The 16,173-nt window shown below is 53.4% G+C and carries 18 protein-coding genes and 2 pseudogenes; 10 read left to right on the forward strand and 10 right to left on the reverse strand.

The window, feature by feature from the left end; all coding sequences use genetic code 11:
• Positions 1-24 precede the first annotated feature (24 nt).
• Both CDA56_RS29925 and CDA56_RS29930 read right to left on the reverse strand, forming a co-directional pair.
• On the reverse strand, positions 25-597 hold the full coding sequence (locus tag CDA56_RS29925) for a hypothetical protein (RefSeq protein ID WP_020805590.1): 573 nt from the start codon (positions 595-597) through the stop codon (positions 25-27).
• Positions 594-842: a hypothetical protein gene (locus tag CDA56_RS29930; RefSeq protein WP_000272716.1), complete on the reverse strand. Its 249-nt coding sequence runs from the start codon at positions 840-842 to the stop codon at positions 594-596. The genes CDA56_RS29925 and CDA56_RS29930 overlap by 4 nt, the downstream gene beginning before the upstream one ends.
• A 174-nt stretch (positions 843-1,016) precedes the next feature.
• Between CDA56_RS29930 and CDA56_RS29935 the strand changes: the two are divergent.
• From CDA56_RS29935 to CDA56_RS29970, 7 genes and pseudogenes are all read left to right on the forward strand, one after another.
• Positions 1,017-1,229, forward strand: a pseudogene (locus CDA56_RS29935) (hypothetical protein); the annotation flags it as partial.
• A 208-nt stretch (positions 1,230-1,437) separates the two neighbouring features.
• Positions 1,438-1,656, forward strand: a complete 219-nt coding sequence (gene ccdA / locus CDA56_RS29945; RefSeq protein WP_004197642.1) for a type II toxin-antitoxin system antitoxin CcdA — start codon at positions 1,438-1,440, stop codon at positions 1,654-1,656.
• A 1-nt stretch (position 1,657) separates the two neighbouring features.
• Complete coding sequence (gene ccdB, locus CDA56_RS29950; RefSeq protein ID WP_004197633.1) at positions 1,658-1,963, forward strand: type II toxin-antitoxin system toxin CcdB; 306 nt, start codon at positions 1,658-1,660, stop codon at positions 1,961-1,963.
• Between the two features lie 168 nt (positions 1,964-2,131).
• Positions 2,132-2,533 (forward strand): hypothetical protein, encoded by a 402-nt coding sequence (locus tag CDA56_RS29955; protein WP_072199347.1) that lies wholly within the window; start codon positions 2,132-2,134, stop codon positions 2,531-2,533.
• Positions 2,534-2,559: 26 nt separating this feature from the next.
• Entirely contained in the window at positions 2,560-2,883 is a 324-nt protein-coding gene (locus CDA56_RS29960) for a hypothetical protein (RefSeq protein ID WP_004197641.1), read from the forward strand.
• Positions 2,880-3,895: pseudogene (locus CDA56_RS29965) on the forward strand (hypothetical protein). The gene CDA56_RS29960 and the pseudogene CDA56_RS29965 overlap by 4 nt, the downstream one beginning before the upstream one ends.
• 197 nt (positions 3,896-4,092) lie before the next feature.
• A complete protein-coding gene (locus tag CDA56_RS29970) occupies positions 4,093-4,887 on the forward strand; it encodes a site-specific integrase (RefSeq protein WP_004197635.1) in 795 nt (264 codons plus the stop codon).
• A 447-nt stretch (positions 4,888-5,334) separates the two neighbouring features.
• On the opposite strand, the gene CDA56_RS31460 is transcribed toward CDA56_RS29970, so the two are convergent.
• The 8 genes from CDA56_RS31460 to umuD all read right to left on the reverse strand — a co-directional run bounded on the left by CDA56_RS31460 (position 5,335) and on the right by umuD (position 12,329).
• Entirely contained in the window at positions 5,335-5,637 is a 303-nt protein-coding gene (locus CDA56_RS31460; protein WP_004197636.1) for a hypothetical protein, read from the reverse strand.
• Positions 5,634-6,260: a ParA family plasmid-partitioning AAA ATPase gene (locus CDA56_RS29980; RefSeq protein ID WP_004197649.1), complete on the reverse strand. Its 627-nt coding sequence runs from the start codon at positions 6,258-6,260 to the stop codon at positions 5,634-5,636. The genes CDA56_RS31460 and CDA56_RS29980 overlap by 4 nt, the downstream gene beginning before the upstream one ends.
• Positions 6,261-6,573: 313 nt before the next feature.
• Entirely contained in the window at positions 6,574-8,112 is a 1,539-nt protein-coding gene (gene tnpC, locus CDA56_RS29985) for an IS66 family transposase (RefSeq protein WP_004181747.1), read from the reverse strand.
• Between the two features lie 49 nt (positions 8,113-8,161).
• Positions 8,162-8,509 (reverse strand): IS66 family insertion sequence element accessory protein TnpB, encoded by a 348-nt coding sequence (gene tnpB, locus CDA56_RS29990; RefSeq protein WP_004114612.1) that lies wholly within the window; start codon positions 8,507-8,509, stop codon positions 8,162-8,164.
• On the reverse strand, positions 8,506-8,883 hold the full coding sequence (tnpA, locus tag CDA56_RS29995; protein WP_023280007.1) for an IS66-like element accessory protein TnpA: 378 nt from the start codon (positions 8,881-8,883) through the stop codon (positions 8,506-8,508). The genes tnpB and tnpA overlap by 4 nt, the downstream gene beginning before the upstream one ends.
• Before the next feature lie 456 nt (positions 8,884-9,339).
• On the reverse strand, positions 9,340-10,215 hold the full coding sequence (locus CDA56_RS30000) for a RepB family plasmid replication initiator protein (RefSeq protein ID WP_004197644.1): 876 nt from the start codon (positions 10,213-10,215) through the stop codon (positions 9,340-9,342).
• Positions 10,216-10,626: 411 nt separating this feature from the next.
• Positions 10,627-11,898 (reverse strand): Y-family DNA polymerase, encoded by a 1,272-nt coding sequence (locus CDA56_RS30005; protein WP_004197646.1) that lies wholly within the window; start codon positions 11,896-11,898, stop codon positions 10,627-10,629.
• Positions 11,898-12,329, reverse strand: coding sequence for a translesion error-prone DNA polymerase V autoproteolytic subunit (umuD, locus tag CDA56_RS30010; RefSeq protein WP_001568036.1), 432 nt, complete (start codon positions 12,327-12,329; stop codon positions 11,898-11,900). The genes CDA56_RS30005 and umuD overlap by 1 nt, the downstream gene beginning before the upstream one ends.
• Before the next feature lie 406 nt (positions 12,330-12,735).
• Here umuD and ltrA point away from each other — a divergent pair, with 406 nt between their 5' ends.
• The 3 genes from ltrA (at position 12,736) to CDA56_RS30030 (ending at position 16,117) form a co-directional block, all read left to right on the forward strand.
• On the forward strand, positions 12,736-14,223 hold the full coding sequence (gene ltrA, locus CDA56_RS30020) for a group II intron reverse transcriptase/maturase (protein WP_004178082.1): 1,488 nt from the start codon (positions 12,736-12,738) through the stop codon (positions 14,221-14,223).
• 248 nt (positions 14,224-14,471) lie between these two features.
• Complete coding sequence (gene parM / locus CDA56_RS30025) at positions 14,472-15,443, forward strand: plasmid segregation protein ParM domain-containing protein (protein ID WP_001568038.1); 972 nt, start codon at positions 14,472-14,474, stop codon at positions 15,441-15,443.
• A 2-nt stretch (positions 15,444-15,445) separates the two neighbouring features.
• Complete coding sequence (locus CDA56_RS30030) at positions 15,446-16,117, forward strand: plasmid partitioning/stability family protein (protein ID WP_015345000.1); 672 nt, start codon at positions 15,446-15,448, stop codon at positions 16,115-16,117.
• The last annotated feature ends 56 nt before the right edge of the window (positions 16,118-16,173 follow it).

Here is a 16,173-nt window from a genome sequence, read left to right on the forward strand (position 1 = left end):
CTCATATTCCTTGTGTGGTGGCGATCAGTCCCGGCTCTCATTCACCTGGACGGTGACCGGCAGGCCTGCATCAAAACAGGCCTGATACCAGCTGGCCACCTGCAGGGGATCGCCCTCTTTTATCCGGCGTATGCCGCCGGCATCCGTCAGCTGCAGGCAGGTGGTACCGTCCAGACGGATCACGTAGGCCGCTTCCCTGATCGTGTAATGGCCGTCATCCAGCTGCAGCTCCACCGCGTCACCGGCAGCCGTCTGGCGTAACGGCAGACGCCGGACGTCTGTCAGTCGTTTTCGTGCCGTTTCAGCCTCGCGTGCTTCCTGGAAGAGCGGTTCTGCAGTGCAGCGACCGGCCTCCGTCAGCTCGACGGCCAGCTGCAGGTTCGGGGCGCGCAGGGTGCGCAGCCAGCCCGCGGCTTCCATGCGCCGGCAGGAGGCGCGCAGGTTCGGCCCGTACACCGGGGCGTCCCCGCCCTGCTCCAGCACCCGCTCAATATCCCGCGTCGCCACCGGGCCCGGCCGTTTCGCATCAAGGGCGGCCAGCACAATCAGCACCCGGCGCTGCAGCGGCGACGGACGTCGGGATTTTTCCCGCATCATTGTCCCTCATTCCTCTGGGAAATGAGCGTTTTAAGCCGTTTATAGTCTGCTTCGACCCGTGTTGTGGCCAGGCCAGTGTGTCCACGCAGCGCCAGGAGATACCAGAAGCGGAGGATGTCATGAGCCTTGTTCACTTCCCAGACATAATGGGTGCCATCCCTGCGAAAATCGCATTGCTTTATTTCCTCTTCTGCCATCTGCGTCATCTGCTCATAGCTGAGCGAAAACAACATATCTTCATACATCCTGCACACTCCGTCTGAACATGTCCGGTTTAATCAAAAATCATACTTCGTATAATTTACATCACATTTAGAAAACATCATATCAGATATGATTTTATAATTAATGAAAAATATCACATTCAGTATGATTTTATGTACTTGGCTTGATTATCATATCCTTTGCGCGTTTCCCGCCGTGCAGATCCGAAAATTGTCTGTTCCGGATCTGCCGGAACGGCTCCGGCGCGCAGCGGCCAGGCAACACAAGATGTAGCGGTGTTCCCAGCTGACGATGACGCTATATGTTGTGTCCCTCCCCTGCCCCGTGACCGGCCGCTCACCACCGGAAAACGCCGCTTTGCTTATTCCCTGACCGTGGTACACTTCCGGAAACTTCGTTATACGTGAAAAGTCGGATCCGGGCGGAACAGCCGTCAGGTAATTTAACGGCGTGGCTGTATGGCTGCTTGTTATCTCTAAGGTGATTATTTTGTATGTGAATTTCACGAAATGAAATTAATGGCGACATAACAGTATGTTTCAGGCGGGCGTGAGTCAGCTGCATCCTTACGCTATACTGATATGCATATCATCAGTATGTATTCCGGAGTGCATTATGAAGCAGCGCATCACTGTCACCATAGACAGCGACAGTTATCAGTTACTGAAATCCGCAGACGTCAATATCTCCGCCCTGGTGAACAGGGCCATGCAGAATGAGGCCCGTCGTCTGCGTGCCGAACGCTGGCAGGCTGAAAATCAGGAAGGGATGGCCGAGGTTGCCCGCTTTATTGAGATGAACGGTTCATTCGCCGACGAAAACAGGGACTGGTGAGATGCAGTTTAAGGTTTATGCCTATAAAAGAGAGAGCCGCTATCGTCTGTTCGTGGATGTGCAGAGTGACATCATCGATACCCCCGGGCGACGGATGGTGATCCCGCTGGCCAGCGCCCGGCTGCTGTCGGATAAGGTTTCCCGTGAACTCTATCCGGTGGTGCACATCGGGGACGACAGCTACCGCCTGATGACCACGGACATGGCCAGCGTCACGGCCTCCGTCACCGGGGAGGAAGTGGCCGATCTCAGCCACCGGGAAAATGACATCAAAAATGCGATAAACCTGATGTTCTGGGGAATTTGACAGCCTCCCCGCCCTGAAAGACATCGAGGATGTCAAAACGAAGCATTGCCGCAGAGCTTAACCCTCAGCATGAACTGCCCACCGGAGCGGATGCCCTGCAGGCTTTCGCAGGGGCAGCTTAAACGAACGGTTCACACAAAAAACCTTAAGTCAGTTAAAGGAAACCAGATGAACAGAACTAATGGCGAACCAGAGACAGAAACAGACGTGATGGCCACCGCTTTCAGCACCATGCGCAAGTACGGCATGAATATCATCACCGCCACGCAGCATATGGATATTAATGCTTACGTGAAATCCGATCCGCGGATGCCGAGAACGCGGCTGCGTCGTTACCTGGGACAGTACGGCCTGCGCGGTGAGGCCCTGAGCGCGGAGGTAAGACGTATCGTCGCTGGCCCTGAACGACCAGATAACACGCTGAAAGCCGGAATCTTCTATACGTGGCCCTATGGCTGGGAGCCTGCGGATTTCACGCCAGTGATGAGGCGCATTTTCAAGGGAAAGCGCACCCGCCATGTGATGTTGTTTGATGAACTGCCTCAGCTGTTTGGCAAGAATGACTATTGAACCGGATACTATTTTTGAGGCGAGGTATGGGTACACCAACATTTAGCTCATTTAACGATGTGGTCCGGGAGCTTGAGGATGTATATGGCCACCAGGAGCTGTGGCTTTATTCTGGCCTTAATGAGGACAGCCCCATCGAGACAGCCCGCCGGCGTCAGAAATGGCGATCTCCAAAAATTCTCAAACGAAACGGCAGAATGGTGGCAGAACAATCAGGCCAGCCTGATTTCTGGGTGCTCACGGGTGACTACCATCTGCCGCAGTCTGAACACAGCGCTCCGCCGTGGAAAGCCTGCCTCATCAATAAGGTCTTTAAAGTGTATTGTTCACTGTTAGGGAAAAAAACATGACCGACTGTGTTACCCGGACTGGTGACGACAAAACAATGTGGCTCGTGACATTGCCGGAGATCATTACAAATAACAGTACCCGCCAGGAGGAAAATCTGGTCGTTATTCTGAGCAGGGAGGAATCGTGGGGGCCAACTTCTGACCATTTTCCCGACGGATTGTACCGGGTCTCCTGCATAATGACACTGTACCTGGCCGATACCGAACAGACGAAGACTCAGACTTTCACTGCAATCTACTGGCCTCAACAGAAGGCCCTGCATCTGTTTACAGATGAGTTCAGACTGGAACGCCGCCTGCAGGGACTCGGCCTGGGTAGCTGGATCACGCAGCAGTTTGTTCTCTGGGCCAGAGGCCTTCCGCCAGCAACCCTGGTTTTGCCGATTGAAATTTCCCGGGTTGATGAAGAAAACGAAGAAAACAAGATCCGGAGGGACAGGCTGTGGCACGCAATGGGTTTCCGGTTCCCGCCGGGGGAAACCAGCTCAATGCCGCTGCGGGCAGACGAACTGCAGTTGCCGCGGGGCAGGTGTTCAACGCTCCGGGTGGAGCCCCTGGTATCCGCGGTACGCCGGCTGGAAGACAGTTATCGCGCGCTGCAGGAAAAAATCGTGCAGCTCGAAGGCAAAAAACGGTCGCAAAAACAGTTAATTACTTCACTTCAGAATCGTCCATTTTATCATCTGTTGCACAGGAAAGGGGGCCAGCTCCCGGACGAGAAATATGACGCCCTGCCGCTGCGGGCAGAAAAACTGTCTCTGCCGCAGAGCGGGGATTCTGACCTGGAGGTGGCGCAACGGGCAACCGGGGTCATCCGGCTGGCTACCCTGTGTGCTCAGTCGCAGAAAAGAATCCTGGAGCTGGAAAGGGAGCTTGCCTCGCAAAGTGAGGAGCTCGTTGACCTGCAGGCAAATCTCCTTTCTATCCTGCGTGAGAAAGTCGGCAACGAGGCCTTATTCTGGGGGGCGTGGTGAGTATTATTGGATTTATCTACTGGATGTTGGGGTCATGAATGTTCCCGTTCCATAGCCACCCACTGAAGAGGAGTGAAACCTGTGCCCGAAAATATCGTGTCTACCGTCATTGACGGGGTAGTTTTGTTTGTGACTTCGTCTGTTTTCTGGCTGGCTGTCGCTGGCTGGTTAGTCATCCTGACTCCGGTAATATTACGAAGAAAATTCTCGGCAAAGAAAAAAGTTAACAGAAATTATGAATAACCTGGTTCCAGTTGGATCTCCGGCATCTCCCGGAACATTGCTCCCGGTGGCCATCGATTACCCTGCCGCCCTCGCCCTGCGCCAGATGGCGCTCGTGCAGGATGAACTGCCGAAATACCTGCTGGCGCCGGAAGTCAGCGCCCTGCTCCATTACGTGCCGGATCTTCACCGCAAGATGCTGCTGGCGACGCTGTGGAACACCGGCGCGCGCATTAATGAAGCGCTCGCGCTGACCCGGGGGGATTTTTCGCTGGTGCCGCCGTATCCGTTCGTGCAGCTGGCCACGCTCAAGCAGCGCACCGAGAAAGCGGCCAGGACGGCAGGTCGTGCCCCCGCAGGCAGTCAGGTCCATCGTCTGGTTCCCCTTTCCGATCACCACTACGTCAGTCAGCTGCAGATGATGGTGGCCACCCTGAAAATTCCGCTGGAAAGACGAAACAAGCGCACCGGCAGAATGGAGAAGGCACGTATCTGGGAGATCACAGACCGTACCGTGCGCACCTGGCTTAGCGAAGCGGTGGAGGCCGCAGCGGCCGACGGGGTGACGTTCTCAGTACCGGTTACCCCCCATACGTTCCGTCACTCCTACGCGATGCATATGCTGTACGCCGGCATACCTCTGAAGGTTTTGCAGAGCCTGATGGGCCACAAATCGATCAGTTCCACGGAGGTCTATACGAAGGTGTTTGCGCTCGATGTCGCGGCACGGCACCGGGTGCAGTTTGCTATGCCGGAAGCTGAAGCTGTTGCGTTGATAAAAAAGTTAACCCCAAACCAATCTACATAGGTCAACTATGGGTAATACCCCAGGTTTCGACCAAAAGTAGTTCTTGTGTGGGAAACAGTCCAAGCTTAATGGGGGCTTATCCAGCCTCACTTTTTACAGCTTTCAATCACATTAATTATGTTCAGAAAGGCCCTCATTGCCCTAAAGAAAAAAAATGCAGCCATGAAAATAAGGAATAATTGAGATACAACTCCTGCTAAATCATGGTTGCTACCAGCCACTGATAGCAACGTAAATAGTAATGCAAGCGAAAAATGTAAGGCGATTGTAGTATTTGAATTCATGTATATCCCCTTATGTATAGGACTGAGGCCATCCGCAAATTTTCACTATCGCGAAGTTGTTGCCTCGATATAAAAGGTGTTACCACCCTGAACAAGATAACAAGATAACAAGATAACAAGATAACAAGATAACAAGATAACAAGATAACAAGATAACAAGATATTATCGTTGTTTCGCTTCTGCGATTAATCTGGATATCTCTGTTTTTGATAAACTTTTTAGTGCCTCTACCGCTGCCCTGACTACGTCAGAACGATTCACTCTGCTTTTACCTGAAATCATTTCACCCGTTATAAGATCATCAATGTCTTTTAAGTTTTCTTCAAAAAAGGAAATGCTCACTGGTTTTGCTTTACTTACAGCCAATGGTCTCTCTGAAGTCACTTTGGTATTATCAATACCAGCAGTACCACCGTTAATAAACGCTGCCTCATCACGAGATGGAGTATTTGCTCTATTTCTCACAGAATAACCTCTTTAACTAACGATTCGATTTCTTGTTGTGCTTTGTCATTTTGCGTTTCAAAAATTGTCATTGATTCTGCCCAGGCATCTCGATGCGCTTTTCGATCACAAACTCGGGAACTAGCCAGACGCATTTCAGGATAATCCTTGAGTACGTCAGCTGCCTGATTTGCTTCATTGACAAACATGTTCGTGGGCGTCATGTTTAAAACGAGATATCCCCGGACGTCCTCATTAAAATCTTTTGCTGCTGTAAAAACAGAGCATGTATGAGGCACTACATCCAGGTCCATCTGAGAAGGCCGCAACGGAGAAATGAATACGTCAGCGGCCATCAACCCACTACGCATTTCTGCACTGTCGCGGCCAGCACAGTCTGCGATGACAAAGTCATAAGATTTCTCGTGTTCCTTTAGCATGGCTTTGATGTTGCCTGTTGCGCCAGTAACCGGAATATGGGGAAGATCTTCAGGACGATTGTTGTACCAGGTCAATACAGATTTCTGGTCATCTGCGTCGACAATGATCACTCGATTGCCCAGTGACATCAGATACGCAGCTATAGATACCGCCAGTGTACTTTTACCAACCCCACCCTTTTGACTACCCAATACTATTATCATCATAGCCTCATATTAAGTTGTTAAGTTAACAACTTAATATTGCCAAACAGGCGACAATATTGCAATTTCTTTATTAAGTTAATATCTTGTTAAGTTGTTAACTGTGTGATTTATAACTGAATTGTTTTTGTATCTTAACAAATTAGTAAGATGTTAGGATGACAAGATAACAAGATAACAAGATAACAAGATAACAAGATAACAAGATGGCAAAGTGGTGCCTTTATCCGAAATCCCCATAGAACCACATAATGCGGCTTTCAACTCCAGGCTACCGTAAGCGTACAGCGAGAACCGTATTGACGGGGATGTGTTATTCAGTTGGCAGTGTGATGCGCCAGGGTAGCAGCTCGCTGACCCGGTTGACCGGCCAGTCAGCTATGACGTCAAGGACATGGCGAAGGTAGCTTTCTGGATCCACGCCGTTCAGTTTGCACGTCCCGATCAGACTGTACAGCAACGCTCCCCGCTCACCACCGTGGTCTGAGCCGAAGAACAACCAGTTTTTACGACCCAGACTGACCATCCGCAGCGCATTTTCAGCGATGTTATTATCGGCTTCGGCCCAGCCGTTTTCTGCATAGTACGTCAGGGCCGGCCACTGGTTCAGGGTGTACGTGAACGCCTTTGCCAGCTCCGAGTGTCGCGACAGAGTTTTCATTTTTTCACGCAACCAGCTTTCCAGGGTACTAAGCAGCGGTTTCGTTTTCCGCTGACGTTCAGCAAGCCGTTGTTCCGCCAGCATTCCTCTTATTTCCGCCTCCACGGCATACAGTTCGCCGATACACTTCAGGGCTTCCTCCGTCAGGGCTGACGGCGTGCGAACGTGCACATCGTGGATTTTACGGCGGGCGTGAGCCCAGCAGGCGGCTTCCGTTATCCGGCCATCGCGGTACAGCTCGTTGAACCCGGCGTACGCATCCGCCTGTAGCACACCGCTGAACCCCGCAAGATGGGTCTGCGGATGGATGCCTTTTCTGTCGGGGCTGTAGGCGAACCACACCGCCGGTGCCAGCGCTGACCCGGCGTTGCGGTCATCACGAACATACGTCCACAACCGCCCGGTCTTCGTCTTCTTATTGCCCGGCAACAGCACCTGGACCGGGGTATCATCGGCATGGAGTTTACCGTCAGTCAGGACATAGTCCTGAAGCGCCTCCTCCAGCGGGGACAGCAGCCGGCAGCATGCATCCACCCAGCCCGACAGCAGTGAACGGCTCAGTTCCACGCCCTGGCGACCGTATATTTCAGACTGACGATACAGCGGTGTGTGCTCTGCATACTTTGAGGTCAGCACGCGGGCCATCAGCCCCGGTCCGGCGATACCCCGCTCAATGGGGCGCGAAGGCGCGGGGGCCTGCACGATGGCATCACATTTTGTGCAGGCATGTTTTTCCCGTACAGTCCGGATCACCCGGAAGGCGCTGCGCATCAGCTCCAGCTGTTCAGCGGCATCCTCACCCAGGTAACTCAGCGCACCACCACACTCCGGGCAGCAGGAACCCGCTGGCCGCAGGCGTTTTTCATCGCGGGGGAGTGATTCGGGGAACGGTTTGCGGGTGCGGGTCTGACGCAGAGTGCGCTGTACTGCCGGGTCATCCACCCGACCGGTCAGCGTATCGCTCTCTTTCTGAAGCCGGTTCAGATCGGCTTCCATTTGTGCGATACGGCGGGAGACTTTTTCAGAACGGCTGCCGAAGTTCATCCGGCGAAGTTTATCCAGCTGCGCCTGCAGATGGTCTATTTCGCGCTCCCGGTCTGCCAGCTTTTCCAGCAGGGCACGGTTCAGCGCTTCCTGTTCGGCAAGGCGCTGTTTCAGCAGAAGGATGTCGTCAGAAGAGATGTCATTCATAAGCCAGCATTTTACCAGGCTTATTCTGCGACAACCAGGATAAAGAAGCCTACAGCATGGTCAGGGAGGTCAGCAACCGCTTCGGCTGTCGCCAGTCGATGCCTTCCAGCAGCATTGCCAGCTGCGCCGGGGTCAGGAACACTTTGCCATCGCGAGCTGACGGCCAGGCGAAGCGCCCGCGCTCCAGCCGTTTGGTCAGCAGGCACAGCCCGTCGCCGGTGGACCACAGAAGTTTAACCTGACTGCCGCTGCGGCCCCGGAAGATGAAGACATGGCCGGACATCGGTTCGTCTTTCAGCGCCGTCTGCACTTTTGCAGCCAGCCCGTTGAAGCCGTTTCTCATATCGGTAATACCGGCAACCAGCCAGATTTTGGTGCCTGTTGGTAGCGGGATCATCGCTTCAGTTCCTGTATCAGCAGAGTCAGAAGCTTTTCGCTGACAGTGCCGTTGAGGCGGAGTGTCCCGTGCCGGAACGTTACCTCACAGCTGATGCTGAGCTCTGAGTCCTCAGCGGGCGGTTCTGGTTGTACGGCGGTGGCATCGAGAGTCACAGGAAGTAACTGAGGCCTCTCAGAGGAAGGTAATAGCAGCTTTCCCTCGCGCCACTGCTGGCGCCATTTAAAGAGCAGATTGGCATTAATGCCATTTTCAAACGCCAGTTTTGAGATGGATATCCCGGGTTCACAGGAGGCAGCAACGAGTTGCTGTTTAAACTCAGGAGAATAATTAGGGCAGCCTTTACGCCTGCCGGGAGTCATATTTTTCTGCATATCTGACACTTTGGTTCCCACTACTTATTTGGTGGACACCACTTTGTCGTATGCTTCAGATTATGACCAGACGGTTCACGCTGTACGCTTACAGGCTACCTTTAGGGAGGGTAGTATCAACCAGTTATGACCGCGTGAAGCAAAAAGTGGGGCGTAGTGGGAAGCCTTTGAATCTTCGGTGTGTCGAAGTGGGGAGTCGGTGAGACAAATTTGGTAAAAGGTGGTGAGAAGCGGGATAGCTTCTCACTTCTATCCAAAAAGGTGTGTTGAAGTGGGAAGGTGCGTAAGTATATACAGATAAAAACACACATTTAACAGGTTCTCATCCCGCTACAACACACCTATTAAGACGTTTAAGGCGAGGCTTCCCCCTACAACACACCTATCAAGATGTTTAAGAAGAGACCTCCCGTTTCAACACACCTTAATCGCGTTGCTTTCCCGTTTTGACACACCTTATACAGCTGTTCCTGGTTTCAGATTTGCTGAGCGACGGTGGATCAGAATGAAAGTCTCTTTACCTTTTTTGGTGATGCTGTGGTCAAGGTACCCAATATCCTGCAACTGCTTGAGGGCCAGTTTAATGATACGGTTCTGTTCCTTTACCGGAGAGAGCAATGAGAGCCTGTCTCGTATCCGTTTGAAAGATATGGGGACTGGGTTCGTAGGCAGGCTTTCGATGAAAGTATACAGGGCCTGAGCTGCTTCCTTTCGGGTTAAAGCGTTTATCGGCTTATGTCGTAGCAGAACAGTGTAATCAGTTTGGTAGAGCTCCCATAGTCGCTGATCAGCTTCAAGTTCCACCAGGTCGTTTGCAAAATCCAGTTCACCTGTCTTAAGCAAACCTGTTACGGAAACTTTTTGAAGGCCCTCTGAATCGCTACGGGTAAAGGTAATGGTCTTGCCACGTATCCTGGTCAAAGCTTCTGAAATACTTTTTCTAAGACGGGAATCGAATCTCTTAGACTCAAAGCGGCACATTCCAGCAAACTCATGAAAAGTAAGCTTAATGCTGTTGGTTTTTAAACCGTACTTACTGAAAGCTTCTATGATACCGACCCATACCTTGAAGTCGATGGCCATACTCAACCGTTCACCGGTTATACGAATATCGTCGTACCCCTCCCGCCTTGAGAATTCCAGATCCTTGAGAACAGAGGTCGCATCGATTGATGTTCTGGTGCCCTTTGCAGGCCTGCTTGAGGGAACAAAAACATTTAATCTCATCAGGGCTACAGGCTGAACTGTGGCCTTACTTGTGACGGTGAGTTTATTGTTAACACTTTCACAATCTGGACCTATAACCTCGCCAATATAAACATTCTCATTCATATAGTTATATCCATTCATAGCATATGATCGATATGTGCCTAAATATTAACTATTTCCCGTTTCGACACACCTTTCTTCCCGATTCTACCCACCCTTACCCCGTTTTGACACACCTTTTTCCCGCTTCAGAACACCTTTTTCCCACTACGACACACCTGAAATCGCTACGAAGCCCGTAAACAAAGGTTTTGCCGCTAAAGGGATCAGTTTGGATCTATTTGGATAACTAAGGGTAAGTTATTGGATCTACTCAAAGGATATGTGGATAACTCATTATGGAATCTATAGAACTTAAGTGCGTAAGGTGCTTTAAAAGGCTTCAGCTCCCCTGGTGCTTCCTCGCTCACTCGCGGGCTTCGCCCTGTCGTTCGGCTGCGGCGAGCACTGCTGGCTCTCTCTGAAAGGCAAAATTTAACCGATCCTCGCAACGGGGATATCTCTCCAGCGAGTGGTGTACGCAGGGGAGAGCATATCGCGTTTCATTTGCCAGGATGGCGCAATTCCTCTACCGGCAAACCATACTTTACCCAGCCCTGAGTTGTTGATCCCGTCCAGAACCCTCATCAGCTCAGCACTGTGAGGGCGTGGCGGGCGTTCGTCAAACAGCTGCAGCTGCGAAACGCCGGAGCCGGTGAAGTCATTCAGCATAACTCCGGCTTTGGCATACCGGTGCCCATCCCTCCAGATACGCTCCAGAGCCATTGTGGCGGCTGCAATGATGTCCCTGGTGTCCTGAGTGGGTGTAAGCAGTTTTTCCGTAGCCACGTTGCCGTAGTAAGGCTCTTTAATGGCGAACGGAGACGTTTTGATGAAAACGGAAATATGCCGGCAATACTGGTGCTCTTTACGCAGTTTTTCAGAGGCCCGCTCTGCGTGCTGACAGATAGCCTGACGGAGTGACTCGTACTCCGTGATCTTCACGCCAAAACTGCGGCTGCAGACAATTTGCTGTTTCGTCGGAGGGGCTTCCTCAAGCGAAAGGCAGCTTTCCCCGTTCAGTTCCCGTACCGTTCGCTCAAGGACCACAGAAAAATTTTTGCGGATGAAGGCCGGGTTCGTCAGAGCCAGATCGAGCGCGGTTTTTATGCCCAGCACATTTAGCTTGCGTGCAATACGGTTACCCACCCCCCAGATTTCTTCAACCGGCTGCAGTGAAAGCAGTTTCCGCGTCCTTTGCGGATTTCCCCTGGTCAGCGCGAGTACGCCACGAAACTGTTTCCACTCTTTTGAGGCCCACTGGGCTGATTTTGCGAGGGTTTTCGTTGGTCCGGCGCCCACGCCAATGGTCAGGCGGGTACAGTCATACACGTGCTGACGCAGCTGCCGGCCGAAGTCCTCAAGCCCCATACAGTGCTCCACGCCGGTCAGGTCGAGGAACATCTCATCAATGGAATACTGTTCCACCCTGGGGGCCAGTTCCTCCAGGCAGTTCATCACGCGCGCCGACATCGAGGCGTAAAGTTCATAATTACTTGAAAACGCATATATTTTTTCCGGGTACCTTTCGTTTTTTATCTGAAACCACGGAGTTCCCATTTTGATCCAGGGCTTCGCCTCGGCACTGCGAGCGATTACGTTCCCGTCGTTGTTGCTCAGGACGACTATCGGCTTTCCTTTCAAATCCGGGCGGAAAACACGTTCACAGCTGGCATAGAAGCTGTTCACATCGGCCAGGGCAAACATCAGTACATCTCCCTCGGGCGGTGGATGATATGCGTGACAACGCCAAAGATATCCAGCTCGTCGGGATCAGGATAAATCGGCGACCAGGAGGCATTCATGGGCTGCAGCGTCAGTCGCGGCGTCAGCAGAAGCCGTTTCACCGTAAACTCCCCCTGTACGCTGGCGACAACGATATCGCCGTGCCGCGGCTTTTCAGCACTGTCCACAACCAGCAGATCGCCATTGTACAGACTGCCGTCGGCCATGCTGTCTCCGCTGGCACGCAGGTAGTACGTCGCGCTCGGATGCCGTATGCAGTAATCATGGAGATCCAGATCGGACTCGACATAGTCAGCAGCAGGGCTGGGAAAACCGCAGCTGGCCAGATCGGCAAACAATGGATGGGCCTGTGGCGGGAGTTCTTTCCCGGTGCTGAAAAGTTGTAGTTTCATCTTTCCTCCTGACACTCTAATTTTTACTGGTTATGCATACAGTGTGCGCCGGGAGACCGGTAGAGATCAAGGGGTGAAAGTCCCCGACCATTGAAGGACCAGCAATCCACAAGGTCCCCGAGTCATGCGTTGCATACCGCGAGGTATGGGGCGAAGCGTTGACAGGGGTGTTGACAGGCCAGCCATTGAGCCACGAAATGTATATTAAATTACCGGGTGCCGACGTTGTACTGTTAACGGAAGGCAACATCATAGGGTGCGATACTGCGAGTGCCACATGGACCCGGCGGGGTCTGAGACCCTGGCATGTCAATACGATCTCTACGCGGGAACCGGGAGATCTCCCCTCTGACCATCTGCCAGTGTCGGAGATGGCCCGCACCGGGAAGACGAGGAGTCATAGCCGGTGATGTACGGAGAGGAGAAGTCGGACTCGCTCATAGTAGCGGCGAAGCAGGCGAACAACCCGAAAGGAGCGGAGTCAGTGGAGCGAAGGAGCGGGGCCAAGGGGAACGCGGAACAGCCACACATGCGCCGGACACAGAGCCGGGAAAGCATGTCACAGAGGCTGTCACGCGTGCGGGAAGCTGCGAAGCAGCGGAAGAAAGAACGGTTTACAGCATTGTTCCACCTGCTGACAGTCGAAGCACTGGAAGCCGCATTCCTCTCCCTGAGCAGGAAAGCGGCCGCCGGAGTGGATGGCATCAGGTGGATGGACTACGCCGGAAACATGAAGAACAACATAACAGATCTGCACCGGAGGCTACATCAGGGCAGCTACAGGGCGCAGCCCGGCAGGCGTCACTACATCCCAAAAGCGGATGGAAAACAACGCCCGCTCGGCATCGCCTCGCTGGAGGACAAGATCGTCCAGTATGCGCTGGTGAAAATCCTGAACGCAGTCTATGAAAACGACTTTATGGGGTTCTCATACGGGTTCAGACCCGGGCGAAGCCAGCACGATGCACTGGACGCACTGGCCACAGGGCTGGTACGCACTAACGTAAACTGGGTACTGGATGCCGACATCAGTCAGTTCTTCGACAGGGTGAGCCACGAATGGCTGATCAGGTTCACAGAGCATCGGATCGGCGACCGGAGGGTAATCAGGCTCATACGTAAGTGGCTCACAGCCGGGACGTCGGAGGAGGGTCAATGGCGAGCAACGGAGGAAGGCACCCCACAGGGTGCGGTCATCTCACCGCTGCTGGCAAACATATACCTCCACTACGTCTTCGATCTGTGGGCGCATCAGTGGCGACGTCGCTATGCCACAGGCAATGTGGTAATGGTCAGATACGCCGATGACATCGTCATCGGGTTCGACAAACGATACGATGCCCGGCGCTTCCGTATAGCCATGCAGCGCAGACTGAGGGAGTTCGGACTCACGGTTCACCCGGAGAAAACCCGTCTGATGGAGTTCGGCCGCTTCGCTGCCGAAAACCGTGCCATCAGGGGAAAAGGCAAACCAGAAACGTTCAACTTCCTCGGGTTCACGCACATCAGCGGGAAAGATCGCAACGGCAGGTTCATGCTGATACGAAAGACCCGCCGGGATCGGATGACGGCAACTCTGAAAGCCATCAAAGACGGTCTGCGAAGGCGCTGGCATTACTCAATCCCCGAACAGGGAAAATGGCTCAGGAGAGTGGTTCAGGGATACCTGAACTATCACTCGGTACCGGGCAACTTCCCCACCATGCAGAAGTTCAGGACACACGTAACAAACCTCTGGCGCCGGGCGCTCAGGCGCAGGAGCCAGAAGGATGATACGACCTGGACGAAAGCAAACAAACTGGCAGCCGCATGGCTACCAAGGGTTCGGGTTCTTCATCCATGGCCTGTGGAGCGGTTCACCGCCAGACACCCGAGGCAGGAGCCCGGTGCGTAAATCGCGCACGCCGGGATCTGTGCGGGGGGTATCCGGTAACGGGTATCCCTACCGCGACATATTTAACAGCGTGACGATAATCCAGATCGCATGCCTTAAGAACATTTTGAGTAAATAAAGGTGTTCAAAATGCTTATATTAGTCATTTTGATATTTTTATATTGCTCATATTGAGAAATGTTACTTTGTTTTTTTCATTTTGCTCTTATAATTGGTATCAAATTGAGTGTAACTAACGGAGCATATTGATGAATATTTACTGCGATGATGGTTCAACTAATGTTAAGCTGGCATGGTTTGAAGGAGATGAACTTCAGACACGTGTCTCTGCGAACTCCTTCCGGCATGGCTGGAAAGTGGCGGAATTCAGTGCGGCAACGTTCAATTATCAGGTGGGCACGCTGAAATACACCTGGGACAGCGTCAGCCGGGATGCCATCCCGACAACAAACGTGGAATATCAGTACGGTGATCTCAACCTGCTGGCCGTGCATCATGCGCTGCTGAACAGCGGACTGGAGCCGCAGCCGGTGAGCCTGACCGTGACGCTGCCCCTGAGCGAGTATTACGACGGGGACTGCCAGCGGAACGAGGAGAACATACGACGCAAACGGGAAAACCTGATGCGTGAGCTGGTTCTGAATAAGGGCAGAGCATTTACCGTAACGGACGTGAAGGTGATGCCGGAATCACTACCGGCGGCGTTCTCCCGTCTCGCGGAGCTGAAACCCGGCCCCGCTGAGACCACCCTGATTATCGATCTCGGTGGCACCACGCTCGATGCCGGTGTGATTGTCGGCCAGTTTGATGATATCAGTGCGGTGCACGGTAATCCGTCTGTCGGCGTGTCACAGGTCACCCGCGCAGCTGCAGGCGCGCTGCGGGCGGCAGACAGCGAAACCAGCGCCCTCATCGCTGACACTATCATCCGCAACCGCAATGATCGTCAGTATCTGCAGCGTGTGATCAACGATGCCGGTAAAATCGACGAGGTTCGGAACAAAATAACAGAGGCGATCACTTCCCTGGGGGCGCGTGTCACCAGTGAGCTGACGGCCTTCAGGAACGTTAACCGGGTATTCCTGGTCGGGGGAGGGGCTTCCCTCATAGAAGAAGCTATCCGTCAGGCCTGGCCTCTGGCTCCTGACCGTATCGAGGTTATTGGCGATCCGCAGATGGCGCTGGCCAGGGAGATTGCCCTTTACAATAAAGAGGACTAAACGTGCCGGACGGCCAGTATTCTTTCTATCTGCACAGCGACGATCGCACCGACATCGCGGCAATGGCAACCATCAGCACCATCTCACAGCCCCTGCGCGGTGAGTTCATCCGTACCGCCGCCACCGCCGGGGCGGTGGTATACCAGGTGGATGCCCGTTTACCGGCGCTGATCCCGGTGTTCTTTGCCGGGCAACTGAGCGCTGTCCGCCTTTGCGCCGTGATGGCCCTGGTCTCCGGAACCTGGTCCTCACTCACCGGCCTTCCGGATGAGCCCGAAAATGGTGAGGCAGCTCTGCCCGTGTCACCGGAGACAGAATACCAGCGCCGGCGTTACACCCTGACGCTTCAGAATGGCCGGAGTGGGGAACGGGTGGAAAGTGTGCTGACGGAAGCGTCATCCCGTCTGCGTGGGGATCTGCTGAGAAACCTGATTATCACCGGTCTTGCCCTCCACACGACGGCGCCGGAACTGCCGCGCCTGCTGGCCAGTATGCCGGTACCGCCCACCTCGGTCAGTGAGCTGCAGGCACTGGTTCAGCAGATGGCCGGCACCGCTGACGTGAACAGGGCTGCAGCTGCAGTACCGGATACGCCGGCAGCATCTGCCGCGCCGGTGTCCGGGGCGGATACCCGGGAAATAAAGAAAAATATGCGGCGTGCATTCGGCGACTAACTGTACGAATCACATCCACTACTACACCGATTTCAAATGACTGGCATCCCAGGGAG

The sequence above is a fragment of the Klebsiella michiganensis genome (assembly GCF_002925905.1).
GTDB lineage: Bacteria > Pseudomonadota > Gammaproteobacteria > Enterobacterales > Enterobacteriaceae > Klebsiella > Klebsiella michiganensis.